The sequence below is a fragment of the Sulfitobacter sp. HNIBRBA3233 genome, assembly GCF_040149665.1.
GTDB lineage: Bacteria > Pseudomonadota > Alphaproteobacteria > Rhodobacterales > Rhodobacteraceae > Sulfitobacter > Sulfitobacter marinivivus.
This window is the reverse complement of the sequence record NZ_JBEFLP010000001.1, coordinates 2,469,393-2,495,162: the sequence shown is the minus strand read 5'-3', so window position 1 is coordinate 2,495,162 and position 25,770 is coordinate 2,469,393. Positions and strand designations below refer to the sequence as shown.

Below are 25,770 nucleotides of genomic sequence, written 5' to 3'. Positions count from 1 at the left end.
GGTTAGTGGCAGGGGAAGCCGGTTGCGTGGCGCATATCATGCGCCGCGGTGTGCAGCGTATCCGCCTGCAGGTGGCCCGTCATCGTCACCACGGCAACACCGAGGATGACCGCGAAAAGCGCGGGAAGGGCGGCGCTGCGTTCTGCTGCGACTGTCTTGATTTCGGTCTTCATATCTACACACTCCTGGCCGTCACCCCGACGGCGTTTCTGACACGTTCTTGCCTGGCAGGTCTCCTGGCTCGCGGGTCGGTGCCTTTGCCCGCCTTCCCCACCCATCGAGGTAAGTGGCATACGGGGCAACGGCTCGCCGCTAACAGTCGCGGGGGCGGCTTCAGATCAGAGGCGATGCTCCTCCTGAATTCCCTTTTCGGCCCGTGGATGGGCACCAAGCCTCTCCAGTTACGCGGATTCACCGGAGCCACGCAAGACAATTCCCCGAAAATGCAGAAAATGCGCGTGCGGGTTCTGGCCTTCGTTCCAAATCCGACACATCATGCGCCGATGAAGACAGACCGTACACTTGCCGCCATTGCCCTCATGCTTTTGGCCATCTGTCTTTTCGACGCGATGGGCCTGATCATCAAATATCTCTCGCCACGTTTTCAGGCCGCCGAGCTTTCGGCATACCGCAATGTCTTCGGGCTGATTCCGGCGATGGTGGTGCTGTATATGTCGCGCGACTGGCACGCGCGGGGCCGGATCGTGAAGGTGCGCCAGTGGAAACTGGCCGCGCTGCGCGGCGTGATTCTGACCTTCTCGCAGTTCTCTTTCTACCTTTCGCTGGGGCTGATCAGCTTTGCCACAGCCGCGACGATCACCTATTCGAACGCGATCTTTGCCGTGGCATTCGCCGTCCCGATCCTGGGCGAGCGGGTCGGCGCGCTGCGCTGGTCTGCCGTGATGGTCGGGTTTGCCGGTGTCATCTGGATCGTGCGCCCCGGCGCCGACGCCTTTACGCCCGCGTCCTTGCTGCCGCTGGGCGCTGCGGCGGGTTATGCGCTGATCGGTGTGATGGCGCGGCTGGTGGACGATGACGTGCCGACACCGCTGATCAATCTCTACTCGACCGGCGTTGCGATGATCGGCGGGCTGGTTCTGGCCCTGATGACCGGTGGCTTCACCCCTGTTACACAGACCAGCGATCTGTGGTGGATCGTCGCCATGGGGGCGTTCGGCGGCTCTGCCGTGCTGCTTCTGACGATGGCCTTCCGCATGACCGAACAGAGCAACCTTGCCCCGTTCAACTATTTCGGGATCCCGCTGGCCTTTGTGCTGGGGTGGGTGTTCTTCGACGAACAGCCGTGGGACGAGCTGTTTCCGGGTGCGTTGCTGATCATTGCCAGCGGCATGATCATCATCTGGCGCGAACGCAGCGTGCGCCGCGCCGCGAGAGCCTGATCAGCCCTTGATCTTGCGGCAATAGAGCTCCAGCCGGTGATGAACCACCTCGTACCCCAGTTCGCGCGCGATCTCGTCCTGAAGCTTTTCGATCTTGTCTGACTGGAATTCCGTCACCTCGCCGGTGTCGACATCCAGAATGTGATCGTGGTGGTCGTCGTGGGTCGTTTCGAATCGCGCCCCGCCCCCGTCAAAGCTGTGGCGGTGGACGACGCCCCCCTCTTCGAGCACCGACAGGGTGCGATAGACCGTGGCGAGCGAGACCGACGGTTCGATTGCGCGGGCGCGGTCGTGGAGCTCGATGGCGTCGGGATGATCGTCGGCACTGGCCAGAACGCTCATCAGCGCGACACGCTGCTTGGTCACGCGGATGCCTGATTTTCGCAGGGAAGCGGCCAGTTTTTCTGTCTCGTCGCTCTTGTCGCTCATCGAACTGGCTCCATTTTCTCAATCAGGTCCTATCTTTGAGAATCGTTATCATTCTTGTTTACACTTGTGAATAGTTCTCATAAGCAAAAACCTGAACATTCCCCGAGGGAAACAAAACCATGATGAAAAATCTTACATCCATCGCCGCCGCGCTCGCGTTTGCTGTCAGCACCGCGGCCCCCGCGCAGGCGGAAGACAAATTCAAGGCTGTGACCACCTTTACCGTGATTGCCGACATGGCGCGCAACGTCGCCGGTGACGCCGCCATCGTCGAAAGCATCACCCGCCCCGGCGCTGAAATTCACGGGTACCAGCCGACCCCGCGCGATATCATCCGTGCGCAAGACGCCGACCTGATCCTGTGGAACGGCCTCAATCTGGAGCTCTGGTTCGAGCAGTTTCTGTCCAACCTGAGCGATATCCCCTCCGCAACGATCACCGACGGCATTGACCCGATCTCGATCGTCGAAGGCGAATACGAGGGCAAACCGAACCCGCACGCGTGGATGGGCCTGACATCGGCGCTGATCTATATCGACAACATCCGCGATGCCTTTGCCGAGCATGACCCGGACAATGCCGAGATCTACGCCGCCAATGCGGAGGCCTACAAGCAGAGCATCCGCGAGGTGATCGAGCCCCTGCGCGACCGGATCATGGCGGTTCCCGAAGAGCAGCGGTGGCTGGCGACCTGCGAAGGTGCGTTCAGCTATCTGATCCGCGATTTCGGGATGAAGGAGCTCTATCTCTGGCCGATGAACGCCGACAGCCAGGGCACCCCGCAGCAGGTACGCAAGGTGATCGACACCGTGCGCGCGAACGATATCCCGGCTGTCTTTTGCGAATCCACCGTCAGCCAAGCCCCTGCCGAACAGGTTGCGCGTGAAACCGGCGCGGCCTACGGCGGCATGCTTTACGTCGACAGCCTGACCGAGGCCGACGGCCCGGTTCCCACTTACCTGGATCTGCTGCGCGTCACTTCCGAAACCATCGCCGAAGGGTTGACCCGATGACCGAAACCTCCGGCATCTCGGCGCGGGATGTGACGGTCACCTACCGCAACGGCCACACGGCTCTGCGGAAGGCGACATTCGAGGTCCCGAAAGGAAGCATCACCGGCCTTGTCGGTGTGAACGGCGCGGGTAAATCGACCCTGTTCAAGGCGATCATGGGCTTTGTTCCGGCCGCGCGCGGTACGATCACCGTGATGGGCATGCCCGTAAAGGAAGCACTGGCCAAGAACATCGTCGCCTATGTCCCGCAATCCGAAGAGGTCGACTGGTCCTTTCCGGTTCTGGTCGAGGACGTGGTGATGATGGGCCGTTACGGGCATATGGGCTTCTTCCGTCGCCCGCGCGCCGAAGACCATGCAGCCGTGTCAGACGCCCTTGCCCGCGTGAACATGAGCGATTTCCGCCACCGCCAGATTGGCGAGCTGTCGGGCGGCCAGCGCAAGCGCGTCTTCCTCGCCCGCGCACTGGCGCAGGCGGGGCAGGTGATCCTGCTGGACGAACCTTTCACCGGCGTCGATGTCAAAACCGAAGACGCGATCGTATCGCTTCTGCGCGAGATGCGCGACGAGGGCCGGGTGATGCTGGTATCGACCCATAACCTCGGGTCGGTGCCGGAGTTCTGCGACCACACCGTTCTGGTCAAGGAAACGGTGCTGGCCTTCGGGCCGACAGCAACCACTTTCACCCACGAAAATCTGGAGCGCGCCTTTGGCGGCGTGCTGCGCCATTTCGTTTTGGGCGGGTCCGACCTGCACGATGACGACGACGGGCGGTCGGTCCGTGTGATCACCGATGACGAACGCCCCTTCGTGGTCTACGGCGACGAGACACAGAAGGAAGATGCGGAGTGATAGAGACGCTGCTCCTGCCCTTTTCCTACGGCTACATGTTCAACGCCATGTGGGTCAGTGCTCTGGTCGGCGCGATCTGCGCGTTTCTTTCGGCCTACCTGATGCTGAAAGGCTGGTCGCTGATCGGCGACGCGCTGAGCCATTCCATCGTGCCCGGCGTGGCGGGGGCCTACATGCTGGGCCTGCCCTTCGCGCTGGGGGCCTTTGTCGCAGGCGGACTGGCGGCGGGGGCGATGCTGTTTCTCAACCAGCGCACGGGGCTGAAAGAAGACACGATCATCGGCCTCATCTTCACATCGTTTTTCGGGCTGGGCCTGTTCATGGTGTCGCTGTCGCCGACCTCTGTCAGCGTGCAGACGATCACGATGGGCAATATCCTTGCCATCACGCCGGGCGATACGCTGCAACTGGCCATCATCGGCTTTACCACCCTCGCGATCCTTCTGGCAAAATGGAAAGACCTGATGGTTACGTTCTTCGACGAGGACCACGCGCGCTCTGTCGGGTTGCGGCCCAATGTCCTGCGCGTGGTTTTCTTCACGCTTCTGGCGGCCTCCTGCGTGGCCGCGCTACAAACCGTTGGCGCGTTTCTGGTCATCGCACTGGTGGTTACGCCCGGGGCCACGGCGTATCTTCTGTGCGACCGCTTCCCGCGTCTGCTGATCGTCAGTGTCACCATCGGCACGCTGAGCTGCTTTTTCGGGGCCTACCTCAGCTTCTTTCTGGACGGGGCAACCGGCGGGATCATTGTGACCCTTCAGACGGCGATCTTCCTTCTGGCCTTCGTTCTGGCACCGAAACACGGGTATCTGGCGGCACGCAGACGCGCCGCTGCCGCACTGGAGGGGCCGCACTGATGGAGATACTGCTGCAACCGTTCCAGTTCGCCTTCATGCAGAATGCGTTCTTCATCATGGCAATCATTGCCGTCCCGACGAGCCTGCTGTCGTGCTATCTGGTGCTCAAGGGTTGGTCGCTGATGGGCGACGCGATCAGCCACGCGGTGCTGCCGGGGGTGGTTCTGGCCTATATTCTGGGCCTGCCGCTGATCGTGGGCGCATTTTGCGCGGGCATGATCTGCGCGCTGTCGACAGGTTTTCTGTCGGAAAACAGCCGCGTGAAACAGGATACCGTGATGGGCATCGTCTTTTCCGGCATGTTCGGCCTCGGCATCGTGCTCTACACGAAAATCTCGACCGATGTGCATCTTGACCACATCCTGTTCGGCAACATGCTGGGGATCGGAACGTCGGATCTGTGGACAGCCGGTCTGATCGCGCTTTTCGTCTCGGCCACGCTGATCGCGAAGCGGCGGGACCTGATGCTGCACGCCTTCGATCCGGTGCAGGCACAGGCCGTGGGCCTGCGGGTGGGCTTGCTGCACTACGGACTGCTGGCGCTGATCTCGCTTACCATCGTGGCCACACTGTCGGCGGTGGGGATCATCCTGTCGATTGGCCTGCTGATCGCACCCGGCGCGATTGCGTTCCTCTTCACGCGGCAGTTTTCACATATGCTGCCGGTTGCGGTCGCCGTGACGATGTTTTCGGGACTATCCGGTGTCTACGTCAGCTTCTATCTGGACAGCGCGCCCGCCCCGACGATCATCCTGATCCTGACCGCGATCTTCATCGCGGGCTTTATCCGACAGAGCATTCGCGCCCGCAGCGCCGTCAAGACCTGACGCCCCGCCCGCCTCGCCAAGAGAACGGGGTTGAGGCTAGACCAGCACGTCCAGCGCGTCCTGCGCGCCTACGTCGAAGACCCGTTTGTAGCGCGCGATCTCGTCCTCGGGGCCCATCGCCTTGTTGGGATTGTCAGACAGTTTCACCGTGGGTTTGCCATTGGCGCTCACGGCCTTGCAAACGAGGCTGAAGGGTGCCAGCGCGTCATCGGGAACCAGCCCGCGGAAATCGTTGGTCAGCAGTGTACCCCAGCCGAAGGAGACATTCGCCTTGTCGGCGAAAATCCCGTGAAGCTCGCGAATCTTGGCCACGTCCAGACCGTCGCTGAAGATGATCCGCTTGGTCTTTGGGTCTTCGCCCCGCGCCTTCCACCAGTCGAGAGCGATATTCGCCGCTGTCTCGGGATCGCCGCTGTCGATGCGGATACCGGTCCAGCCTGCCAGCCAGTCCGGCGCATTGTCGAGAAATCCGCGACTGCCATAGGTATCGGGCAGGATGATCCGCAGGTTGCCCTCGTGCTCTTCGTGCCAGTCTTCGAGAACCTTGTAGGGGGCCTGAAACAGCGCCGCGTCATCCTCGGCTAGGGCCGCGTAGACCATCGGCAGCTCGTGGGCGTTGGTGCCGATCGCCTCAAGCTCGCGCTTCATCGCGATCTTGCAGTTGCTGGTGCCGGTGAAGGCCTTGCCCAGACCTTCGTTCATCGCCTGTACGCACCAGTCCTGCCACAGGAACGAATGCCGCCGCCGCGTGCCGAAATCCGCGATCGACAGATCGGGGATGTCGCGCAGCGCCTCGACCTTTTCCCAGACCCGCGTCATGGCGCGCGCGTAGAGCACCTGAAGCTCGAATTTCTCCATACCATCGAGAACCGCACGTCCGCGCAGTTCCATCAGCACGGCAAGCGCCGGGATTTCCCACAGCATGACCTCGTGCCACTTCCCCTCGAATGTCAGCTCGTATTGGTCGCCCTTGCGTTCAAGATGGTAGGGCGGCAGGCGCAGCCCCTCGAACCACTCCATGAAATCCGAGCGGAACATCTGTCGCTTGCCGTAGAAGGTATTGCCCCGCAGCCACGTGCTTTCGCCGCGCGACAGAGACAGGGACCGGATATGATCGAGCTGTTCGCGCAGCTCGCCCTCGTCGATCAGATCGGCAAGCGGGATATGGGTGGAGCGGTTGATGAGGCTGAACGTCACCTGCGCGTCCGGACGATTGCGGAAAATCGACTGGCACATCAGAAGTTTGTAGAAATCGGTATCGATGAGCGACCGAACAATCGGATCGATCTTCCACTTGTGATTCCAGACGCGCGTGGCGATATCGACCATGTAGTTTCCCTTTCGCGTTCAGGCGGTTGTGCCAAAGATGCGCGGTGACTGACAAGGCAAATCGCCCGTGCAGATCCCTATTTGCGCCCGCTGCCTGCCGTATACAGGCCGTTTTCGGACGTAAAAGTTGCAAAAACGGTATGAATGACCGATCCGGCGGATCGAAGGCCCGTGAGGCGCGCAGAAAGGGCAGGACCAGATGCAACCCACAGATTGGATCGCGATAGCCGCTCTTGGCGCGGTCATTGTCGGTGCTCTTCTATTGCTGCAGCGGCGTCCGAAACAGGGAACGGCGAGGTCCGCGCGCTCCATCGCCGTGGACGGCACGAATGTGATGTTCTGGCGCGACAACATCGCCCTTGTGTCGACGTTGAAGTCGGTCGTCCGGCATCTGGAACGATCCGGTTTCGAGCCGGTCGTGTTTCTGGACGCGTCGTCGCGCCACCACGTCGGCGACCGGTCTCTGGACGAAGGCGGCTTCGCGCGCGCGCTGCGTCTGCCGGTGCGCAACGTCATGGTCTGCCCCGCGAGGACCGAGGCCGATGCCTTTATCCTGCGGTTCGCGAAGGACCAGAAGGTTGCAGTCGTCAGCAATGACCAGTTCCGCGACCGCCCGCGCGAATCGCGCAATATCCGCCTCGTAAAGGGCCGGATGGAGGGGCAGCGCGTGATCCTGAAAGGGCTCTAGCGCAGGTCCACACCCGCGCCGGTCATCGCCTTTTTCGCCTGATCAAGCGATCCATCCATGTCGATGCCGCGACACAGGTCCATGCGCACGTGCACCTTCAGGCCCAGCTGCGCGGCATCGACCGCGGAGAAGTTGACGCAGAAATCGGTTGCGAGCCCCACGAGGGTCACTTCCTTGATGCCGCGCGTGCTCAGGTAGCCTTCAAGCCCCGTGGGCGTCTTGTGATCGTTTTCGAAAAAGGCGGAGTAGCTGTCGATGGCGGGGTTATACCCCTTGCGGATGACCAGATCGGCGCGGTCCGTGTCGAGAAGAGGGTGGAACTCCGCCCCCTCGCTGCCCTGAATACAGTGATCGGGCCAGAGCACCTGCGGGCCGTAGTGCATGTCGATCATCTCCATCGGGGACTTGCCCTCGTGTACGGAGGCGAAAGACGAATGCCCCGCCGGATGCCAGTCCTGCGTCAGGATCACGGCATCGAACTCGCCAATCAGCGCGTTGATGCCCGCCACGATCTCGTCACCGCCGCTGACCTCGAGCGCGCCACCGGGGCAGAAATCATTCTGGACGTCGATCACAAGAAGTGCGTGCATGGCGGGCCTCATCAATAGCTGCGTTCGGTCTGAGAGGTTGTTTTAGCCCAGCACCCTCTTGCGCAACAGCCCCCCGCGGGCCTATTTGGCGACCCATGTATACCATCGCCGCCCTTTATCACTTTGCGCGCTTCGAGGATCCGGAGACGCTGAAGCCGCCGCTTCTGAAACTGTGTCTGGATCACGAGATCACCGGCACGCTTCTGCTGGCCCATGAAGGTGTGAACGGCACGATTGCCGGGCCGTCGCAGGGCGCTGTCGATGCGGTGCTTGCGCATCTGCGCGGCCTGCCCGGCTGTGCCGATCTGGAGCACAAGATATCGCACAGCGATGTGCCGCCCTTCGGCAAGATGAAAGTCCGCCTGAAGCGCGAAATCGTGACCATGGGCCAGCCCGACGTGGACCCGCTGGCGGGCACGGGCCACTATGTGACAGCCGACGCGTGGAACGACCTGATCGGTCAGGACGACGTGGCCGTAATCGATACGCGCAACGACTACGAAGTGGCCATCGGCACCTTCAAGGGCGCGATCGACCCCAAGACCGAAAGCTTTGGCGAGTTTCCCGCGTGGTGGGAGGCCAATAAGGACCGCTTCCACAACAAGCGGATCGCGATGTTCTGCACCGGCGGCATCCGTTGCGAGAAATCGACCAACTACCTGCTGGGTCAGGGGGTTGAGGAGGTCTATCACCTCAAGGGCGGTATCCTGAAATACCTCGAGGAGGTCCCGCAGGAGCAAAGCACTTGGGAGGGGGCCTGTTTTGTCTTCGACAACCGCGTCAGCGTCGAACACGGGCTGAAACCCGGCCCGCATCTCCTGTGCCACGGCTGCCGCCGTCCGATCCTGCCGAAGGACACCGAGCGCCCTGAATACGAGGCGGGCGTGTCGTGCCACAACTGCATCGAAGAGACCACGGAAGACGACAAGAACCGTTTCCGCGAACGTCAGAAGCAGATGGCGCTGGCGAAAATGCGCAAGTGGTAATCAGGCCGCAACCGGCGCAACCCTGCGCGGGCGGCTTCGGGCGATCAGCCAGACGATGATCGCGATGTTCAGCATGTTCCAACCGATCCCGTTGATGAACGCCATCCTGTAGCTGCCGCTGAGATCATAGATCAGCCCGGACACCCAGCCGCCCAAGGCCATTCCCAGAACAGTGGCCATCATCACGAAACCCACCCGCGATCCCGCCTCACGCGCGGGCATGTACTGCCGCACAACCAGCGCATAGCTGGGTATGATCCCGCCCTGGCTCAGCCCGAAGATCAGGCTGACGATGTAGAGCGAGACCATGTCGCCCGCAGGCAGATAGAGAAACAGCGCGACGGTCTGCAAGACCGACCCGATCAGCAATGTGCGCACACCGCCCAGCCGGTCCGCCACCAGCCCCGAGAGGATTCGCGATACGACCCCGCCCAGCAGCATGATGGACAGCATCTGCGCGCCCACGGCGGGCCCGTATCCCAGACCGACACAAAGCGCCACGATATGCACCTGCGGCATCGCCATCGCCATGCAGCAGGCGATGCCCGCAAAGCCCAGAAGATACTGCAAGGCGCGCGGGCTCAGCCCCGCTGACGCCGCGTTCTGCGCCGATACCTGCTCTGCGCGGGCGGTGGTTTCCTCGGACACCCGCGCGCGCAGGGCCAGCGCAAGCGGCACAACGGCCATCGGCGTCAGCACGGCCATCACCAGATAGACGCTGCGCCAACCGCTGTCGGCCAGAACACCGGCAAGGATGATCGGCCAGATCGCCCCGGACAGGTAGTTGCCCGACGCCACAATGGCGACGGCAATCCCGCGCCTGCGTTCAAACCAGTGCGAGATATCCGCGATCAGCGGCCCGAACCCGACAGCCGAGGCAAAACCGATGATCAGTTGGGCCGCCGACAGAAACACGACAGAGCCCGCCAGTGTCGCCAGCGCATAGCCCAGCGCGGCCATCACGGCGGCTGCGATCAGCGACAGCGTCACGCCGAACCTGTCCACCGCGCGACCGATAAAATAGTTGCCCAGCGCGAAGCCGATCATCGTCAGCACATAGGGCATGGAGGACATCGCGCGGGTCGAGCCGAACTCGGCCTCCACCGCGGGCATGATGACGATGATCGCCCACATGCCCGCGTTGATGACAGTGCCGGTCAGCAGCGTCATGCCAAGGCGCATCCATGCGGCGCGGCTGTCGGTGGTATCGCGTTCCATTCCGCCACACTGGGGGCAGACCGGACCAAAGCGCAAGGGTCGTCATCACCCGTTAACCCTGACGGTAGGCGTTTAGCGATTTGCTAAGACCTGTCGGGCTACTTCTGGAGCCGGGTGAAGAAAAGGTAGTGGTTATGGACGCGCGCACAAACGCGGCGCCGGTCATCATCAAACGCAAGAAGGTCATCAAGGGCGGCGGGCACCATGGCGGTGCCTGGAAGGTCGCCTATGCGGATTTCGTCACCGCGATGATGGCTTTTTTCATGTTGATGTGGCTGCTGAACGCGACAACGGAACAGCAACGCAAAGGTATCGCGGATTATTTCTCTCCGACGATTCCGATCAACCGGGTTTCTGGCGGGGGCAACGGTGCCTTCGGCGGCGAGAGTATCTTTACCGAAGATACCCTGCCGAAGAACGGCACCGGCGCATCGGCCCTGCGCCCGGCGGCAGAGAACAAGGCGCGCGGCAGCGTGGGCAATGACCCCAAGGCCGAGGAAACCGCCGCCGAGAACGAGATTTTCAACAGTCTGGACGCTCAGTTGCAGGGGTTCGGGGGCGAATCGCTGGTGATGGAAAACGCGCTGGAACATATCAACACCCGCATCACCGACGAAGGTCTGGTGATCGAGGTCTTCTCGCGCAGCGGGGTGACGATCTTCGAGGGGGATACCGATACGCCGACACAGCTGCTGCGGGATCTGGCGACCCTGATCGCGGCGGTTGCGAAATCGGTGAGCAATCCTGTCGCCGTCGAAGGGCATGTCCGCTCGCAGCCGCTGGTGCTGGCCGACAATCCGGTCTGGGCGCTTTCGCAGCGGCGCGCGACGCAGATGCGTCTTCTGCTGGAGGAGCAGGGAATGGCGCAGGCCCGGATGCGGCGCGTGACCGGCCACGCAGACCGCGAACCCGTCACCTCGAACCGGATGGCGCCGCGAAACGACCGGCTGGAAATCATCCTGCTGCGCAAGGGCAGATGAAACGCCCGGCGCGGCAGAGCGGGAAGTAGAGCGCATTTTATCTGTTAGCACGACATTAAAGGCACGCGGATACCAAGAGGGCCGGATCACAGAGGCAGAGCAGAAAGGCCACTTCATGACCATTTCGTCTTCACTGAACGCGGGCGTCGCGGGATTGTCAGCAAACGCGACGCGGCTCGCGAGCATTTCGGACAATATCGCGAATTCGTCGACCTACGGATACAAACGCGTGCAGACCGATTTCCAGTCCATGGTGATCTCGTCCCGGGGGGCGCAGTATTCTGCGGGCGGTGTTCGGGCCAGCGCACACCGGCAGATCGATCTGCGCGGCCCGCTCGTGGCGACATCGAACGCGACGGATCTGGCGGTGCGGGGCCGCGGCATGCTCCCGGTGGCCAAGCGGACCGACCTGAATGTCGGTAACGGCGAAACCAACCTGCTGCTGACCACAACCGGATCGTTCAAGACCGACGCAGAGGGGTATCTGACGACAGGCTCGGGGCTGGTTCTGCTGGGCTGGCCCGCCAATGCGGACGGGTCGATCCCGACCTATTCGCGCGACACCGACGACGGGCTGGAGCCGGTACAGATCAACGTAAACCAGCTGACCGGAGAGCCCACCACGCGGATGACGCTGGGGGTCAACCTGCCCGCAACAGAAACTGTGGCCGGCGCAGCGGGCGCGCCGCAACAGCTGGCCGTCGAATACTACGGCAACCTCGGCACGTCCGAAAACATCAATGTCACGTTCACCCCGACCGTTCCGGCCACCGGATCATCGAACGAATGGACGATGACGATGACCGATTCAGTCGATCCGACGGTCACGATCGGCGAATATGTCCTGACCTTCGCGGACGACCGGACCGCGGGCGGCACACTGGCCTCCGTGACAACGGTCAGCGGCGGCGCATACGATGCCACCACCGGCAAGTTGATCGTCAACGTCGACGGTGGTCCGATCGAAATCGACATCGGCCTGCTCGGGCAGAAAGATGCGCTTACCCAGCTGTCGGACACCTTCGCGCCGGTGAACATCACCAAGGACGGATCGCCCGTCGGCAACATGACCAGCGTCGAGGTCGATGCGAACGGCTATGTCCACGCGAGTTTCGACACCGGCGTCACGCGGACGATCTATCAGGTGCCGCTTGTCGATCTGCCGAATCCGAACGGCATGGTCGCCCTAGACGATCAGACCTACCAGCCTTCGGTCGATAGTGGATCCTACTTCTTGTGGGATGCGTCGGACGGGCCGACCGGCGACATCGTGGCCTTCGCGCGCGAGGAATCCTCGACCGACGTGGCGACGGAACTGACGTCGATGATCCAGACCCAGCGCGCCTATTCGTCCAACGCGAAGGTCATCCAGACCGTGGAGTTGTCTTTCGCGGACGAAATGTCCTTGCCTGTCGCGATCGCGTTTTGCGTCTCCGACAGGTTCATGTTGATCTGCTTGAGGGTCTGCAGCGCAACCATTGCGCTGTTGTTGGTGATAATGCTCGACATGAAGCATGTTCCTTTCGCTTTGGCGCTTTGCGCCGGATGGGGTCACCGTGCGAGCACGGCCTGATACTGTCCTTCTGACCACTGCCGCGTTCCCCCGGATCCGTGCCGGGGGTTCGCGGCGCCATCCGCGATCGGATGCAGGTGCAATCTGTCCTCCAAACTCTTAACGGTGCCCTAATGCCGTCATCCGGTCTCTGCCCGATTTTAATAAAGCGCCGGATCAGGCGCGGCGTTCGACATTTCCGCCCGACAGGCGCTTCACGCTGCGCTTCTTGCCGTCCGCGTCGTAGGTATCGAGCGCTTCGCGCACCTGTTGCAGCGACTTCAGCCGCGCAGCCACGCTGCGGATGCCTTCCATGGCACCGTCAAGCAGCATCTGGTTGCGCTCCAGTCTCGATTGCAGCTCCTGCGCCGGTTTCGGGTCCTGCCACCCTCTCTCCATGACCGTGGCGACCAGCGCCTCCTTTCGGGGCAGAAGGTCGGCGATGCGCCTGAGATCTCCGGCCAGAAGGGCCTCGCGTTCGGCTTCGAGCAAGGTTTCGAGTTCGCCGAACTGGTTTGCAGCCGATGTCATTTCGCGCGCTCCTTCAATGTCTCGAAAAGGGTCTGGGCCAATCCGATACCGCCCCCGTCAACGATAAACCGTGCCTGATGCTGGATAAGCAGCGATCCGAACTGGTCCTCTCCCGCGCCGCCCCCGAATGTCTCGCTCGGCTCGCCCAGACCGGCGGATTCCAGCATTTCCGCAAGGAATGTCACCTCAAGCTCCTTGGCGGCATCCATCAATGCCTTGTCGCGATCAGGGCCAAGGCCCTGCGCCGGTTGTGTGTTCGATAGGGGGGGAATCATTTCAGTCTCCTCAAATTGATCGGATTTTCCGGAGGATGACAGGGAAGCCGTAAACAACCGGTAAGGATCAGATGTCATGTTGCACGCCAGAAAGACCGCAACCGGAAAGGCGCAGAATGCACTCTCTCTCCGAGACCTCGATATCCCTTACACACGCGCCCCCTGCCGGTGCGGACGCAACGACATCGGCAAACCCGGCGGCTGCCACAGACCGGCCAAAACACAATAGCTTCGCGGAATTTGTCGTCGCGGCGGCCCTGGAAAAGCGGGCAAAAGCGCAGGGGCAACCTCTATCCAGTGGCAAGTCCGCAGTCGAAAGGGACAAGGAGAGATCGGCGGATGGGCTAGACAAGGCCACGTCGGATACAGATGCCGAGAGCGCAGCACCGCGGCCCGCGCCGGAGCAAAAATCCACGGGCGACAATGCAAAGGATGCAGCAACAAGCGCCGAAGATGTGCGGGACGGGCAAGAGGCGCGCGTTCAGGAAGGTTCGGCCTCTGCTCCGCCTCTGGAAGCAGATCATCCGGCTGTATCAGCGGGCTTCCCGACCGGTTGGCAGACCGTGCCAACACGGACGGATCGGTCCCCTTCAGAGCAGTCGGGGCGTGCGGGGATGCTGCATGGATCGGTCAGCCCGCCTGGCCTTGATGCCCTCGAGAACTCAGAAATCAGTGGGCTTCCAAACGGTCGTGACTTTCCCGGCCGCGCAGAATCGCACGCCGCGGGCAAGACTGCCGCTTCAGAGGCACCGAGCGGGCAGCCACCCGTTACCATCGCCGGACGATCCGCGCAGGGGGCCGGATCGGAGTCCGAATCCGCAGCCACGAAAACCAGCGCGCGCAGTGGAGCGGGTCGTGATCCACAAGCCCGGCTGTCTCTTTCCAGCGTTGCCTCCCCGGCCAGCACGGACCCCTCCTTCAGCGATCCGATAGAGGCCGTTACAGCGGATAACGCCGCGCCAGCAGGTAACCCAAAGGCGCATCCATCCAGCACTGTCGCCGCAGCGTTGCAACAGCGGCTCCTCAGGAGCCACGCAGAAGTCAGCGCGATCGCTGGCAATCCGGGCGGGCATCCCGCCCCTGCAGGAATCGCCCACGCCAGCCACGGCTTTTCGCCCTTCGAGGCCGGGTATCCCCCGGTACCTGAAAGCGATACCGCGAAGATGATGGCGCAGCACCTCCCACCTCGGGAAGGGCTTCCTCGTCGTGCGGATCCACCCTTAGCGGAGGTTGGCGTGCAGCTGCCCGCTAAATCGGGCGCTATCGTCGCGACAGGCATCGTGCAGGCCGTGGCAGCACCAGCCCCCCCCGGAGGTCAGAGTGGCGAGGGATCATCGCTGATTGCGACCGAACCGATGACCGATCTGGTCTGGGAGCCACCGCGCCTGTCGCAGGGTCAGACATCCGCCGCACAGGGCGCCCCGCGTCCGGAACCTGCGCCGCAGGTCATGCGACAGCTTGTCGATATTCTGCCATCCGCCACGCAAAAGCCGGTCGAGATCGTGATGAGCCCCCGAGAGTTGGGGCGCGTTCGGCTTTCGGTCGCCCGCGACGAGCGTAACATCACCGTCCAGATCCTCGCGGAGCGTCCGGAAACGCTCGACCTGATGCGGCGGCACATCGACCAGCTGGGCCAAAGCTTCCGGCACATGGGGTTCGAGACGATCAGTTTTTCCTTCGGGAAAGGAGCGGATAGCGGACAGAATCTGCAAGGTGGCCAGGGCGACAGTGCAATGATCACGTCCGATGGCGGCGCGACGCCCTCCGCCGATACGCCCACCGCCGTCACCCTGCAAAACGAGCCCTCGACGGGTCTCGACCTTCGACTGTGAGGAGCAAACATGACTGACCCGATCGCCAGCCTCGGTGCCGCGCCCAGCGCTGCGCTCGCCGCAAACGCCCCGCAGGCAAAGGCCGTTCTGTCGTCCGATTTCGAGACGTTCATCAAGATGCTGACCACGCAGGCCGAGTATCAGGATCCGCTGGAGCCGCTGGACAGTTCCGAATACGCCGCCCAGCTGGCGCAGTTTTCCATGGTCGAACAGCAGGTTCTGTCCAACGATCTGCTCTCGGCGCTTGCCGGCTCTCTGAGGGGCGGCACAATGGGTCAGCTTGCCGGATGGATCGGGATGGAGGCGCGCACAACATCCGCGACCTATTTTGATGGACGCCCGGTCACGATCCTGCCCGATCCCCCTCCGAATGCCGCTGAGCTGTCTCTTGTTGTGCTGGATGAACAGAACCGCGTGGTGGATCGCCGGTCCCTGCCGCTGAATGCGCAAGAGGCGCTTTGGGCAGGGGTAAAGGATGACGGCACGCCATTTCCCCAAGGGCTCTACCGCTACGAGGTCGAGGCGTTTGACGCCGCCGGATCGCCCCTGCCAACGACCGGGGCGGCAACCTACGGGCGGATCACGGAAGTGCGCACCGAAGACGGAGGGGCAAAGGTGATCTTTGCGGGTGGCAGCGTGGCAGAGGCCGATAGCATAACAGCCCTGCGGGAGGCACTTTAGCGGTCGCCGAAAGCGAAAGCCGCATAGACGAACGGCATGATCGCACGGCGGAAACGGCCAAAGGGGTATCGCCGCAGCGGCTGCTGCATGGCGAGGGGATAGGCAAGATTGGGCTGCTTGTCCTGCACGAGATCAGCGAGGATCGCACCGCTGTAGCTGCCCATCGCGACGCCGTTGCCATGATAGCACAGGCCCGCGAACAGACCGGGATGATCCGGCAGAGCGCCGACAAACGGCAGCATATCGCGGGCGATGCTGACCATGCCGGACCAGCCGTGCGAGACCTCGACCGACTTCCATGCGGGAAACATCCTGTCGAAATCCTGCCGAATGCGCGCGCGGGCGCGGGCCTCGGCGCCGGTGCCGGTCATGATCCCGCCGCGCATGCCGAAGAGGAACCGGCGATCCGGCATCAGGCGAAAGTAATGCAGCAACCGGCGGCTGTCATAGGCCATCTGATCCGTTGTCCAGCCTTGCGCCGCAAGTTCGTCGTCGGTCAGGGCGCGGGTGACAATCACGTTCGACTGGCTTGGAAGGTACCGCGCCGACAACCAGTCGGGCAGATCCTCGGCGGAGTAGCCGTTCGTGGCGATGATCACGCGGTCCGCGGTCACGGTGTTTTCGCCAACCGTCAGTTTCCAGCGGGTGCCGGCCCTGACCAACTGCGTCACCGCGCTGCGTTCGTGAATCCGCGCACCTGCGTTTTCGGCAGCGGTGGCAAGACCCGCGATGTATTTGCGCGGGTTCAGCCCGAAACCCGCACGAATGTTCAACGCGCCGTGAAAGGGGCCGTTCATCCCCTGCGCCGGCAGATCGCTTTTGTCGATCAGGTCGCAATCGACGCCGTAATTCTCGGGGATGCGCAAGGCGTCCTCGCGCAGGTCGTCCATGTCCTTGGGACGATGCGCCAGACAGGTCTCTCCGTCGGAGTGGCGATCCACGTCCAGACCGTTCGCCTGCACCAGCCGGTCGACCAGCCGCGTCGCTTCTAGTTCGGTTCGGCGCCACGCGATCCTGCCGTTCTTGCCGAACCGGTGGTCCAGCGCGTCATCGGAGGCCATCGCGCCGCCAAGACAACAAAAGCCGCCGTTGCGCCCGGACGCGCCCCAGCCGATGCGCTTTTCGTCAAGCACCACCACGGATATGCCAGCCTGGGCCAGATGCAGCGCGGCGGAAAGGCCGGTAAAGCCCGCCCCGATGATGGCCACGTCGGTATCCACCGACCGCTCCAGCGAGGAGCGGTCCGCGATGTCGCAGGTCGCATCCCACCAGCATCCGGCGCGCGGCGCGTCGCTATAGGCGTAGTCGTCGAAAATCCGCCTCATGCCGTGGCACGTTCGGCGGCACGTATATCGGCGGCATCGCGGACCGCCTTGCGTTTGGAAATCAGAGACGCCGAAATCACGCCAACGGTGACGATCCCGATCATGATGGTCGACAGCGCGTTGATCTCGGGCGTGACGCCCAGACGGACCGCGCTCCAGATCTTGATCGGCAGGGTTGTCGAACTTGGCCCTGCCACAAAACTCGCGATGACCAGATCGTCGAGAGACAGTGTAAACGCCAGCAACCATCCCGAGATCACGGCAGGCGCGATAATCGGCAACGTGACGAGCCGGAACGCATCGAACCGGCTGCACCCCAGATCGAGGGCGGCTTCCTCGAGCGAGCGATCGAAACTGACCAGCCGCGACGAGACCACGACCGAAACGTAGCACATTGAAAACGTCGTATGCGCCAGAACGATGGTCAGAACGCCCCGGTCCAGCCCGATCCCGATGAACAGCAGCAAGAGCGACAGGCCGGTGATTACCTCTGGCATCACCAGCGGCGCGTAGATCATACCCGAAAACAGGGTGCGGCCCAGAAATCGCCCCGAGTTGACCAGAACGTAGGCGGCCATGGTGCCCAGAACGGTGGCGAAGGTCGACGAGATCACGGCGACTTTCAGCGTGACCCAGGCAGCGTCCAGAAACGCCTCGTCGCGCAAAAGCTCTCCGTACCACTTGGTGGAAAAGCCCGCCCAGACGGTGACCAGCTTCGATTCGTTGAAGCTGTAGATGATCAGCAGCACCATCGGCAGGTAGAGAAACGCAAATCCCAGCGTAAGCGAGGTGACGTTGAAGGCGGACATACGCTTCATGTTTCGGCCTCCGCCTGCTTTTGCTGGTTACGCTGGAACAGCACGATGGGCACGATCAGGATCAGCAGAAGGATGACCGCAACGGCAGAAGCCACCGGCCAATCGCGGTTGTTGAAGAATTCCTCGAACAGCACCTTGCCGATCATCAGCGTCCCCGATCCGCCCAGCAGCGAGGGGATCACGAATTCGCCCAGCGCCGGGATGAAGACCAGAAAACAGCCCGCGATGATGCCGCTGCGCGACAGGGGGACGGTAACCAGCCAGAACGCCGAGAGCCGCGAACAGCCGAGGTCCTCGGCGGCTTCGATCAGGCTGTCGTCCATCCGGTCAAGCTGTGCGTAGATGGGAAGGATCATGAACGGAAGATATGTGTAAACGATGCCGATATAGACCGCGACATTGGTATTCAGGATCGTCAGCGGCTCGTTGATGAGGCCAAGCCAGAGCAGGAACTGGTTCAGCAGACCTTCGTTGCTGAGAATGCCCATCCACGAATAGACGCGGATCAGGAACGACGTCCAGAACGGAAGGATCACCAGCATCATCAGCGTGGCCCGCCATTCTTCGGGCGCACGGGCCATGCCGTAGGCCATCGGATAACCCACCAGCAGCGTCAGCAACGTCGACAGAATCGCGATCTGGAGGCTGCTGAGATACGCCTTGTAATAGAGATCGTCGGTGGTCAGGAACCAGAAGTTTTCGAAATCGAGCCCTTCGATCAGCGCGCCCAGACCGTCCTCCATCGTGGGCGTGTAGGGCGGGATCGCAAGCGCGATGTCCGACAAGGATATCTTGAAGACGATCAGGAACGGGACGAGAAAGAGAGCGAGAAGCCACGCATAGGGCACCGCGATCAGGGCAAAACGGCGCATTACGACAGACCCTGTGCGGCGGCTGCCGGATGTGCGGATTGCTGGCCCCCGAGGGGGCGCAAGTCGCGCAGGCATGTCAGCGCCGGTGTTTTCATTTCTCCAACAGAACCCCTGCGGTCTTGTTCCAGCGGATCCAAACCGGGTCTTCCCATGTGATGTCGCGGCGCGCGATGCGGCGGGTGTTGGCGGTCTGCGCCTTAAGGATCTGACCGCCCGGAAGTTCGACGTGATAGGTCGACAGGTTTCCCAGATACGCGATATCGAGCACCTTTCCCTCGACCGCATTCTCAGCCTCGGCCGGCTTTTCCTTCGAGATCGCGATTTTCTCGGGGCGGATCGCAAGGTGGCATTCCTGCCCTTCGCTGAACGGCTTTTCGGAGGTCGCGAGCAGCGGCGGCTGGTTCACGGCCCAGTCAATGAAATACACACCGTCGTCTGCCGCTTTCGCCGTGCCGCTGATGATGTTCACGTCACCGATGAAATCGGCGACATAGACGCTGTTGGGCGTCTCGTAGATTTCGGCAGGCGTCGACACCTGCATCACGCGCCCTTCGTCCATGACAGCCACGCGCGAGGCGACAGTCATCGCTTCTTCCTGATCGTGGGTCACGATCACGAAGGTGGTGCCGGTCTTCTCCTGAATGTCCATCAATTCGAACTGCGTGTCCTGACGCAGCTTTGCGTCCAGCGCGCCCAGAGGCTCGTCCAGCAGCAGGAGTTTCGGCGCTTTCGCGAGGGACCGCGCGAGGGCAACGCGCTGTCGCTGGCCGCCGGAAATCTGGTGCGGCTTGCGCGCGGCGAATTTTTCCAGTCGCGTCAGCTTGAGCATTTCGGAGACGCGGTTTGCGATCTCGTCTTTCGGCTTCTTGTCGCGTTTGAGGCCGAAGGCGATATTGTCCCAGACCGACAGGTGCGGAAACAGCGCGTAGGACTGGAACATCATGTTCACGGCGCGCTTGTTCGGCGGCACGCCGGCGATATCCTGTCCGGCCAGTTCAATCTTGCCTTCTGTCACGGTCTCGAATCCCGCGAGCATACGCATCATCGTCGTCTTGCCGCAGCCCGACGGACCCAGCAGGGCGAAAAATTCCTTCGCGTAGATATCGAGGGTCAGGTCATCGATTGCGGTAAAACTACCAAACCGCTTGGTCACGTTCTTGAAACGGATCAAGGGCTTTTCGTTCGGATCGTCCCAAGGGGCGAAGACGGGAATGCTCACGCGGATATCTTCCTAGGCAGGAAAGGTGGCGAAGGGGCGGCGCCATGGCCGCCCCTTCGGATGCAGATCAGATCAGGTGCCGGATTTGATCTTGGTCCATGTACGCGTCACGACCCGCTGAACGTTCGGCGGATAGGGCGTGGTGGTGAACAGGTTTTCAAGCGTGTCCTCATCCGGGTAGATCGCCGGATCCTCAATCACGTCCTCGACGAGATATTCCTGCGACGCCTTGTTGCCGTTGGCGTAATACACATAGTTGGATGCAGCAGCCATGTTCTGCGCATCCATGATGAAGTTCAGGAAGGTGTGGGCCGCATCAGGGTTTGGCGCGTCGACCGGAATCGCCATCTGGTCGAACCACATCTGCGCACCTTCCTTGGGTGCGTGATACGCGATTTCGACACCGTTGTCGGCTTCGGCCGCACGGTCGCGCGCCTGAAGAATGTCACCGGACCAGCCGACCGCGACGCAGATGTCACCGTTTGCCAGCGCGTTGATATATTCCGAGCTGTGGAATTTCTGGATGTAGGGGCGGATCGCCAGCAGCGCTTCCTCGGCCTTGGCAATCACCTCGGGGTCATGGCTGTCGGGATCTTCGCCGATGTATTTCAGCGCCATCGGGATCATCTCGGCCGGAGCATCGAGGAAATGCACCCCACAATCGGCCAGCTTTTCCATGTTCGCGGGGTTCATGACCAGTTCAAGCGAATCGATCGGTGCGTCTTCGCCCAGGATCTCCTGAACCTTGCCGACGTTCGCGCCGATGCCTGTGGTGCCCCACATGTAGTTGATGGAATAGGCGTTGTCGGGATCGTACTGTTCTGTGCGGTCGGTTACCACGTCCCACATGTTGCTGAGATTCGGCAGCTTTTCCGTATCGAGCTTCTGGAACGCGCCGGCAGTGATCTGGCGCTGCAGGAAGGTTCCCGACGGCACGACCACATCGTAGCCCGAACCACCGGCAAGCATTTTCGTTTCCAGCACTTCGTTGCTGTCGAAGACGTCATAGATCAGGTCGATGCCGGTCTCTTCCTCGAACTTCGTCAGCAGTTCCTCGTCGATATAGTCGGACCAGTTGTAGACCCGTACTTCGTCCGCGGCGGCAGCACCGGCGAGAAGCGCCACAAGTGTGGCGCCGGTGATAACTTGATTGGTCATTACGTACTCCCTTAGACACAGCCGGTTCAGCCGGCATTGCGCGTAATGTGATCAAACTTTGGGCGAGGCGGCAAGGTGATTCAATCATCACGGCGCAGGATCGCTGCGGTCGCGCGCAAGATTTAATCGCCGCTCTGGCCAAGTATGCTTGCAAAAACCGCCCAGCCGCGGGTCTTTGATTGACCTCGAAAAAATTTGATCATATTTCTGGGGGCAAATCCTTACAGTTTAAAAAAGGGGGCTTTCATGTCCACTCCGACCAATCACATGCCGACCGCCGAACTACAGGCGCTGGACGCCGCCCATCACATGCACCCCTTCACCACCAACGACGAACTCCGCGACCGCGGCGTGCGCGTAATCAAGAGCGGCAAAGGCGTGTTCCTCAAAGACAGCGAGGGCAATCAGATCCTCGATGCGATGTCCGGTCTGTGGTGCGTCAACATCGGCTACGGCCGTCAGGAAATGGTCGACGTCGCGTCGCGCCAGATGCTTGAGCTGCCGTTCTACAACACGTTCTTCAACACGACACATACGCCCGCAATCGAACTGGCGGCCGAACTGGCAAAGCTTGCCCCCGATCATCTGAACCACGTTTTTTTCGCCGGGTCCGGATCGGAAGCGAACGACACCAACCTGCGCATGGTCCGCACCTATTGGGCGCAGAAGGGCCATCCGGAGAAATCCCACATCATCAGCCGCAAGAACGCCTATCACGGGTCCACCATGGGGTCGGGCAGCATGGGCGGCATGACATACATGCACGAACAGGGCGGAATGCCGATCCCGGGCATCCACCACATCAACCAGCCCGACTGGTGGGCCGAAGGCGGCGACATGACGCCCGAGGATTTCGGCCTCGCGCGTGCGCGTGAGCTTGAGGCCAAGATCGAGGAGCTGGGCGCGGATAAGGTCGCGGCCTTTATCGCGGAACCCGTTCAGGGCGCAGGCGGCGTTATCGTGCCGCCCAGCACCTACTGGCCCGAAATCCAGCGCATCTGCGAAAAGCATAATGTCCTGATCATCGCGGACGAGGTGATCTGTGGCTTCGGTCGGACCGGCAACTGGTTCGGCAGCACCACCATGGGGATCAAGCCGCATATCATGACCATCGCCAAGGGGCTGAGCAGCGGCTACGCCCCCATCGGCGGCTCGATCGTCTGCGACGAGGTCGCCGAAGTGATCAATGCCTGCGAATTCAACCACGGCTACACCTATTCGGGCCACCCTGTCTGTGCCGCCGTCGCGCTGGAGAACCTTCGCATCCTGCAGGAGGAAAACATCCTCGACCATGTGAATAATGTGGCTGGTCCCGCACTGCACGCCGCACTTGAGGTGCTGGCAGAGCATCCGCTGGTCGGTGGCATGAATGTATGCGGCATGATGGCATCACTGCCGCTGACGCCGCACAAGGAAACCCGCGCCAAATTCGCGATGGAGGCAGGGACCGTCGGCTTCATGTGTCGCGAGCGGTGTTTCGCAAACGATCTGGTCATGCGCCACGTCGGAGACCGGATGATCATCTCTCCACCGCTGGTCATCACGCCCGAAGAAATCGACATTTTCCAGACCCGCGCGGTCAAGGCGCTCGACGACACCTACAGCGCGCTTATGGAAAAAGACATGCTGAAAGCGGCGTCCTGACGCACCCGTTTTGGGCGCGAGCGCTCAAATATCAGTCATTGAGCAGGCGATTTTCCCGAAATTTGTCATTTCGAAGGAAAATCGCCTGTAATGCCCCCAGTTTTAGGAAAACCCGCGTTATCCAGTTGCAAAGCGCTGTCAGCATGGGAATAGTCCCACGCTAATTAGACGACAGACAAGAAACGTACACGGGGAGCCAAAAATTGGCGGATACAGAGAACAACGACGCTTTCGTCGAGTTTGATCGCGTACAGAAAAGCTACGATGGGGAGACCCTCGTCGTTAAGGATCTCAACCTCAGCATGCCGAAGGGCGAGTTTCTGACGATGCTTGGCCCCTCGGGCTCGGGCAAGACGACCTGTCTGATGATGCTCGCAGGGTTCGAGACTGCCACCCACGGCGATATCCGCCTTGGTGGCAAGTCCATCAACAATATCCCGCCCCACAAGCGTGGTATCGGCATGGTTTTCCAGAACTATGCGCTGTTCCCGCACATGACGGTGGCGGAAAACCTTTCCTTCCCGCTGGAAGTGCGCGGCATGTCGAAATCCGACCGCGAGGGCAAGATCCAGCGCGCGCTCGGAATGGTGCAGATGAACGATTTTGCCGGACGCCGCCCCGCGCAGCTTTCCGGCGGTCAGCAACAGCGTATCGCGCTGGCGCGCGCGCTGGTGTTCGAACCCGAACTGGTCCTCATGGACGAACCGCTCGGCGCTCTCGACAAGCAGCTGCGCGAATCGCTTCAGTTCGAAATCACGAATCTGGCGCATGAACTGGGCATCACCGTGGTCTACGTGACCCACGACCAGACCGAAGCGCTGACAATGTCCGACCGCGTCGCCGTGTTCGACGACGGCCGCATCCAGCAGCTTGCGCCGCCGGATGAGCTCTACGAGCGGCCCAAGAACAGCTTCGTCGCGCAGTTCATCGGCGAGAACAACACGCTGAAAGGCGAAGTCGTAAAGCTGAACGGCGACCAGTGCGTCGTGAAGCTGGACGGCACCGGCGAACAGATCGACGCCCTGCCCGTCAACGTCGGGTCCGTCGGCGACAAGACAACACTTTCCATCCGCCCCGAACGGGTTGAATTCAATCCCGAACTGGGCCCCGAAGCACATACCCTTGACGCAGAGGTCCTCGAGTTCATCTATATGGGTGACGTGTTCCGTACGCGCCTGAAAGTGGCTGGCCGCGATGACTTTATCGTCAAGACACGTAACCGGGCCGATCAGGTCCGCCTGAAACCGGGCGAGAAGGTCAAGATCGGCTGGTTGCCACAAGACTGCCGGGCGTTGGACGCCTGACGCCCGAGCAATAGTAACATGTCGCGTCGCCTACGGGCGGCGTGATGGTACAGGGGCTGCAGCCAAGCCCGTTGTTGCAGTCTCGGTTTTCCTACAACGGGTTATAACTGGGAGAACTACTAATGAAACTGACAAAAATGCTGATGGCATCAACCGCTCTGACAGTTGCGGCTGGCATGTCGCACGCTGACGGTCACATGGCCAACGAAATGACGATCGTGTCCTGGGGTGGTGCATACTCCAACAGCCAGCAGAAGGCTTATCACGAGCCCTACATGGAAAAGACCGGCGTCTCGATCATCAACGACGAATCCTCGGCCGAAGCCGTTGCGAAGCTCCGCGCGATGAACGAAGCGGGTAACGTGACATGGGATGTCGTCGACGTGGTTGCCGCTGACGCGATCCGCCTGTGCGACGAAGGTCTGGCGATGGAAATCGACCCGGAAGAAGACCTTGCAGCAGCACCTGACGGCACATCCGCCGAAGACGATTTTGGCGACCTGCTGGTCTCTGACTGCTTCATCCCGCAGATCGTGTACTCGACCACATTCGGCTACCGTACGGACATGGTGCCTGAAGGTGTCGACGCGCCAAGCGATGTCTGCTCGATCTTCGACCTCGAGACATATCCAGGCAAGCGTTCGCTCGAAAAGCGTCCGATCGCCAACATGGAATGGGCTCTGCTCTGCGACGGTGTCGCCAAGGACGAAATCTATGACGTTCTCGCAACCGAAGAAGGTCAGGACCGCGCCCTTGCCAAGCTCGACACGATCAAGGACGACGTGATCTGGTGGTCCGCAGGCGCCGACACGCCACAGCTGCTGGCCGATGGCGAAATCTTCATGGGCTCGACCTATAACGGCCGCCTCTTCTCGGCGATCGTAGAGCAGGACCAGCCTATCGGTATGCTCTGGGACGCGCAGATGTTCGACCTTGACGGCTGGATCATCCCAACCGGTCTGAGCGACGAGCGTGTGGCCCGTGCGAAAGACTTCATCAAGTTCGCGACAGACACACAGCGTCTGGCAGATCAGGCTGCTTACATCTCCTACGGTCCGGCGCGTAAGTCGTCCGCTCCGCTGGTGGGTCAGCACGCCGAGCTGGGTATCGATATGGCACCACACATGCCAACCGATCCAGCGAACTCCGAGAACACGTTCCTCTACAACTACGAGTTCTGGGCTGACTACCGCGACGATATCGACGCGAAATTCCAAGCGTGGCTGGTTCAATAAGCCCCGCATGAAACTTCAGGGAGAGGGCCAGTTTGGCCCTCTCTCGCTTTAGGTTCATTCGTTAGTCCATTTACCAATAACAAAAGCAACCGACGGGGATTCTATGAGCGACGTCAAAGACGCAACAACCGCTGATACCGCGCCAACGCCTGACGA

Annotated in this window: 26 protein-coding genes and 1 riboswitch; of the genes, 14 read left to right on the top strand and 12 right to left on the bottom strand. The window is 61.5% G+C overall.

Going from position 1 to position 25,770, the window contains the following annotated elements:
* Window positions 1–2: 2 nt before the first annotated feature.
* Window positions 3–173: a CbtB domain-containing protein gene (locus ABMC89_RS12220; protein ID WP_349568205.1), complete on the bottom strand. Its 171-nt coding sequence runs from the start codon at window positions 171–173 to the stop codon at window positions 3–5.
* 36 nt (window positions 174–209) lie between these two features.
* Window positions 210–407: riboswitch (cobalamin riboswitch) on the bottom strand.
* A gap of 96 nt (window positions 408–503) precedes the next feature.
* Here ABMC89_RS12220 and ABMC89_RS12215 point away from each other — a divergent pair.
* Window positions 504–1,400, top strand: a complete 897-nt coding sequence (locus tag ABMC89_RS12215) for a DMT family transporter (RefSeq protein WP_349568204.1) — start codon at window positions 504–506, stop codon at window positions 1,398–1,400.
* Here ABMC89_RS12215 and ABMC89_RS12210 read toward each other — a convergent pair whose 3' ends face one another.
* Window positions 1,401–1,829, bottom strand: coding sequence for a Fur family transcriptional regulator (locus ABMC89_RS12210; protein ID WP_349568203.1), 429 nt, complete (start codon window positions 1,827–1,829; stop codon window positions 1,401–1,403).
* A gap of 119 nt (window positions 1,830–1,948) precedes the next feature.
* Here ABMC89_RS12210 and ABMC89_RS12205 point away from each other — a divergent pair, with 119 nt between their 5' ends.
* From ABMC89_RS12205 to ABMC89_RS12190, 4 genes are read left to right on the top strand one after another with little or no spacing between them, the layout of a single operon-like run.
* Window positions 1,949–2,842, top strand: coding sequence for a metal ABC transporter substrate-binding protein (locus ABMC89_RS12205; RefSeq protein ID WP_349568202.1), 894 nt, complete (start codon window positions 1,949–1,951; stop codon window positions 2,840–2,842).
* Window positions 2,839–3,693 carry a manganese/iron ABC transporter ATP-binding protein gene (locus tag ABMC89_RS12200; RefSeq protein WP_349568201.1) on the top strand — a complete coding sequence of 285 codons (855 nt, stop codon included), beginning with the start codon at window positions 2,839–2,841 and terminating at the stop codon, window positions 3,691–3,693. The genes ABMC89_RS12205 and ABMC89_RS12200 overlap by 4 nt, the downstream gene beginning before the upstream one ends.
* The gene (locus tag ABMC89_RS12195) at window positions 3,690–4,550 is read left to right on the top strand and encodes a metal ABC transporter permease (RefSeq protein WP_349568200.1); all 861 of its coding nucleotides are present in this window, start codon (window positions 3,690–3,692) and stop codon (window positions 4,548–4,550) included. Before ABMC89_RS12200 ends, ABMC89_RS12195 begins: the two co-directional genes overlap by 4 nt.
* Window positions 4,550–5,377, top strand: a complete 828-nt coding sequence (locus tag ABMC89_RS12190) for a metal ABC transporter permease (protein WP_349568199.1) — start codon at window positions 4,550–4,552, stop codon at window positions 5,375–5,377. Before ABMC89_RS12195 ends, ABMC89_RS12190 begins: the two co-directional genes overlap by 1 nt.
* 36 nt (window positions 5,378–5,413) lie before the next feature.
* Here ABMC89_RS12190 and pncB read toward each other — a convergent pair whose 3' ends face one another.
* Window positions 5,414–6,706, bottom strand: coding sequence for a nicotinate phosphoribosyltransferase (gene pncB / locus ABMC89_RS12185; protein WP_349568198.1), 1,293 nt, complete (start codon window positions 6,704–6,706; stop codon window positions 5,414–5,416).
* A gap of 199 nt (window positions 6,707–6,905) precedes the next feature.
* Between pncB and ABMC89_RS12180 the strand changes: the two genes are divergently transcribed.
* Entirely contained in the window at window positions 6,906–7,394 is a 489-nt protein-coding gene (locus tag ABMC89_RS12180) for an NYN domain-containing protein (protein WP_349568197.1), read from the top strand.
* Here the strand turns inward: ABMC89_RS12180 and pncA are convergent.
* The gene (gene pncA / locus ABMC89_RS12175; RefSeq protein ID WP_349568196.1) at window positions 7,391–7,984 is read right to left on the bottom strand and encodes a bifunctional nicotinamidase/pyrazinamidase; all 594 of its coding nucleotides are present in this window, start codon (window positions 7,982–7,984) and stop codon (window positions 7,391–7,393) included. The genes ABMC89_RS12180 and pncA overlap by 4 nt on opposite strands.
* A gap of 95 nt (window positions 7,985–8,079) precedes the next feature.
* Between pncA and trhO the strand changes: the two genes are divergently transcribed.
* Window positions 8,080–8,970, top strand: a complete 891-nt coding sequence (gene trhO / locus ABMC89_RS12170) for an oxygen-dependent tRNA uridine(34) hydroxylase TrhO (protein WP_349568195.1) — start codon at window positions 8,080–8,082, stop codon at window positions 8,968–8,970.
* Here the strand turns inward: trhO and ABMC89_RS12165 are convergent, their stop codons facing one another.
* Window positions 8,971–10,188 carry an MFS transporter gene (locus ABMC89_RS12165; protein WP_349568194.1) on the bottom strand — a complete coding sequence of 406 codons (1,218 nt, stop codon included), beginning with the start codon at window positions 10,186–10,188 and terminating at the stop codon, window positions 8,971–8,973.
* A gap of 134 nt (window positions 10,189–10,322) precedes the next feature.
* Between ABMC89_RS12165 and ABMC89_RS12160 the strand changes: the two genes are divergently transcribed.
* Both ABMC89_RS12160 and ABMC89_RS12155 read left to right on the top strand, forming a co-directional pair.
* Window positions 10,323–11,168 (top strand): flagellar motor protein MotB, encoded by an 846-nt coding sequence (locus tag ABMC89_RS12160; RefSeq protein ID WP_349568193.1) that lies wholly within the window; start codon window positions 10,323–10,325, stop codon window positions 11,166–11,168.
* Window positions 11,169–11,283: 115 nt separating this feature from the next.
* A complete protein-coding gene (locus tag ABMC89_RS12155) occupies window positions 11,284–12,741 on the top strand; it encodes a flagellar hook protein FlgE (protein ID WP_349568192.1) in 1,458 nt (485 codons plus the stop codon).
* 156 nt (window positions 12,742–12,897) lie between these two features.
* Here ABMC89_RS12155 and ABMC89_RS12150 read toward each other — a convergent pair whose 3' ends face one another.
* Both ABMC89_RS12150 and ABMC89_RS12145 read right to left on the bottom strand, forming a co-directional pair.
* Window positions 12,898–13,251: a flagellar biosynthesis protein FlgN gene (locus ABMC89_RS12150; RefSeq protein ID WP_349568191.1), complete on the bottom strand. Its 354-nt coding sequence runs from the start codon at window positions 13,249–13,251 to the stop codon at window positions 12,898–12,900.
* Window positions 13,248–13,526, bottom strand: coding sequence for a rod-binding protein (locus ABMC89_RS12145; RefSeq protein ID WP_349568190.1), 279 nt, complete (start codon window positions 13,524–13,526; stop codon window positions 13,248–13,250). Before ABMC89_RS12145 ends, ABMC89_RS12150 begins: the two co-directional genes overlap by 4 nt.
* 1,235 nt (window positions 13,527–14,761) lie before the next feature.
* On the opposite strand from ABMC89_RS12145, the gene ABMC89_RS12140 reads away from it, so the two are divergent.
* Together ABMC89_RS12140 and ABMC89_RS12135 are read left to right on the top strand one after the other, a co-directional pair.
* Window positions 14,762–15,358, top strand: coding sequence for a flagellar hook-length control protein FliK (locus tag ABMC89_RS12140; RefSeq protein ID WP_349568189.1), 597 nt, complete (start codon window positions 14,762–14,764; stop codon window positions 15,356–15,358).
* Window positions 15,359–15,367: 9 nt separating this feature from the next.
* Entirely contained in the window at window positions 15,368–16,039 is a 672-nt protein-coding gene (locus tag ABMC89_RS12135; RefSeq protein WP_349568188.1) for a flagellar hook capping FlgD N-terminal domain-containing protein, read from the top strand.
* Here the strand turns inward: ABMC89_RS12135 and ABMC89_RS12130 are convergent.
* The 5 genes from ABMC89_RS12130 to ABMC89_RS12110 form a co-directional block, all read right to left on the bottom strand.
* The gene (locus tag ABMC89_RS12130) at window positions 16,036–17,364 is read right to left on the bottom strand and encodes an NAD(P)/FAD-dependent oxidoreductase (RefSeq protein ID WP_349568187.1); all 1,329 of its coding nucleotides are present in this window, start codon (window positions 17,362–17,364) and stop codon (window positions 16,036–16,038) included. The genes ABMC89_RS12135 and ABMC89_RS12130 overlap by 4 nt on opposite strands.
* On the bottom strand, window positions 17,361–18,182 hold the full coding sequence (locus ABMC89_RS12125) for an ABC transporter permease (RefSeq protein ID WP_349568186.1): 822 nt from the start codon (window positions 18,180–18,182) through the stop codon (window positions 17,361–17,363). Before ABMC89_RS12125 ends, ABMC89_RS12130 begins: the two co-directional genes overlap by 4 nt.
* Entirely contained in the window at window positions 18,179–19,054 is an 876-nt protein-coding gene (locus ABMC89_RS12120; RefSeq protein ID WP_349568185.1) for an ABC transporter permease subunit, read from the bottom strand. The genes ABMC89_RS12125 and ABMC89_RS12120 overlap by 4 nt, the downstream gene beginning before the upstream one ends.
* Window positions 19,055–19,145: 91 nt before the next feature.
* Window positions 19,146–20,273 carry an ABC transporter ATP-binding protein gene (locus tag ABMC89_RS12115; protein WP_349568184.1) on the bottom strand — a complete coding sequence of 376 codons (1,128 nt, stop codon included), beginning with the start codon at window positions 20,271–20,273 and terminating at the stop codon, window positions 19,146–19,148.
* Between the two features lie 72 nt (window positions 20,274–20,345).
* Window positions 20,346–21,431: a polyamine ABC transporter substrate-binding protein gene (locus ABMC89_RS12110; RefSeq protein ID WP_349568183.1), complete on the bottom strand. Its 1,086-nt coding sequence runs from the start codon at window positions 21,429–21,431 to the stop codon at window positions 20,346–20,348.
* A 246-nt stretch (window positions 21,432–21,677) separates the two neighbouring features.
* Here ABMC89_RS12110 and ABMC89_RS12105 point away from each other — a divergent pair, with 246 nt between their 5' ends.
* From ABMC89_RS12105 to ABMC89_RS12095, 3 genes are all read left to right on the top strand, one after another.
* Window positions 21,678–23,075 (top strand): aspartate aminotransferase family protein, encoded by a 1,398-nt coding sequence (locus ABMC89_RS12105; protein ID WP_349568182.1) that lies wholly within the window; start codon window positions 21,678–21,680, stop codon window positions 23,073–23,075.
* A 203-nt stretch (window positions 23,076–23,278) separates the two neighbouring features.
* Window positions 23,279–24,379 carry an ABC transporter ATP-binding protein gene (locus ABMC89_RS12100; protein WP_349568181.1) on the top strand — a complete coding sequence of 367 codons (1,101 nt, stop codon included), beginning with the start codon at window positions 23,279–23,281 and terminating at the stop codon, window positions 24,377–24,379.
* 122 nt (window positions 24,380–24,501) lie between these two features.
* Window positions 24,502–25,614 (top strand): extracellular solute-binding protein, encoded by a 1,113-nt coding sequence (locus tag ABMC89_RS12095; RefSeq protein ID WP_349568180.1) that lies wholly within the window; start codon window positions 24,502–24,504, stop codon window positions 25,612–25,614.
* Window positions 25,615–25,770 lie beyond the last annotated feature (156 nt).

Bases quoted from the DNA above. Each gene is read 5' to 3' on its own strand.
- ABMC89_RS12220 (WP_349568205.1), bottom strand. From the start codon at position 173: ATGAAGACCGAAATCAAGACAGTCGCAGCAGAACGCAGCGCCGCCCTT.
- ABMC89_RS12210 (WP_349568203.1), bottom strand. From the start codon at position 1,829: ATGAGCGACAAGAGCGACGAGACAGAAAAACTGGCCGCTTCCCTGCGA.
- ABMC89_RS12105 (WP_349568182.1), top strand. From the start codon at position 21,678: ATGTCCACTCCGACCAATCACATGCCGACCGCCGAACTACAGGCGCTG.
- ABMC89_RS12120 (WP_349568185.1), bottom strand. From the start codon at position 19,054: ATGCGCCGTTTTGCCCTGATCGCGGTGCCCTATGCGTGGCTTCTCGCT.
- ABMC89_RS12135 (WP_349568188.1), top strand. From the start codon at position 15,368: ATGACTGACCCGATCGCCAGCCTCGGTGCCGCGCCCAGCGCTGCGCTC.
- ABMC89_RS12200 (WP_349568201.1), top strand. From the start codon at position 2,839: ATGACCGAAACCTCCGGCATCTCGGCGCGGGATGTGACGGTCACCTAC.
- ABMC89_RS12205 (WP_349568202.1), top strand. From the start codon at position 1,949: ATGATGAAAAATCTTACATCCATCGCCGCCGCGCTCGCGTTTGCTGTC.
- ABMC89_RS12095 (WP_349568180.1), top strand. From the start codon at position 24,502: ATGAAACTGACAAAAATGCTGATGGCATCAACCGCTCTGACAGTTGCG.
- ABMC89_RS12145 (WP_349568190.1), bottom strand. From the start codon at position 13,526: ATGATTCCCCCCCTATCGAACACACAACCGGCGCAGGGCCTTGGCCCT.
- ABMC89_RS12130 (WP_349568187.1), bottom strand. From the start codon at position 17,364: ATGAGGCGGATTTTCGACGACTACGCCTATAGCGACGCGCCGCGCGCC.
- ABMC89_RS12150 (WP_349568191.1), bottom strand. From the start codon at position 13,251: ATGACATCGGCTGCAAACCAGTTCGGCGAACTCGAAACCTTGCTCGAA.
- pncB (WP_349568198.1), bottom strand. From the start codon at position 6,706: ATGGTCGATATCGCCACGCGCGTCTGGAATCACAAGTGGAAGATCGAT.
- ABMC89_RS12155 (WP_349568192.1), top strand. From the start codon at position 11,284: ATGACCATTTCGTCTTCACTGAACGCGGGCGTCGCGGGATTGTCAGCA.
- ABMC89_RS12110 (WP_349568183.1), bottom strand. From the start codon at position 21,431: ATGACCAATCAAGTTATCACCGGCGCCACACTTGTGGCGCTTCTCGCC.
- ABMC89_RS12190 (WP_349568199.1), top strand. From the start codon at position 4,550: ATGGAGATACTGCTGCAACCGTTCCAGTTCGCCTTCATGCAGAATGCG.
- pncA (WP_349568196.1), bottom strand. From the start codon at position 7,984: ATGCACGCACTTCTTGTGATCGACGTCCAGAATGATTTCTGCCCCGGT.
- ABMC89_RS12165 (WP_349568194.1), bottom strand. From the start codon at position 10,188: ATGGAACGCGATACCACCGACAGCCGCGCCGCATGGATGCGCCTTGGC.
- ABMC89_RS12180 (WP_349568197.1), top strand. From the start codon at position 6,906: ATGCAACCCACAGATTGGATCGCGATAGCCGCTCTTGGCGCGGTCATT.
- trhO (WP_349568195.1), top strand. From the start codon at position 8,080: ATGTATACCATCGCCGCCCTTTATCACTTTGCGCGCTTCGAGGATCCG.
- ABMC89_RS12160 (WP_349568193.1), top strand. From the start codon at position 10,323: ATGGACGCGCGCACAAACGCGGCGCCGGTCATCATCAAACGCAAGAAG.
- ABMC89_RS12215 (WP_349568204.1), top strand. From the start codon at position 504: ATGAAGACAGACCGTACACTTGCCGCCATTGCCCTCATGCTTTTGGCC.
- ABMC89_RS12125 (WP_349568186.1), bottom strand. From the start codon at position 18,182: ATGAAGCGTATGTCCGCCTTCAACGTCACCTCGCTTACGCTGGGATTT.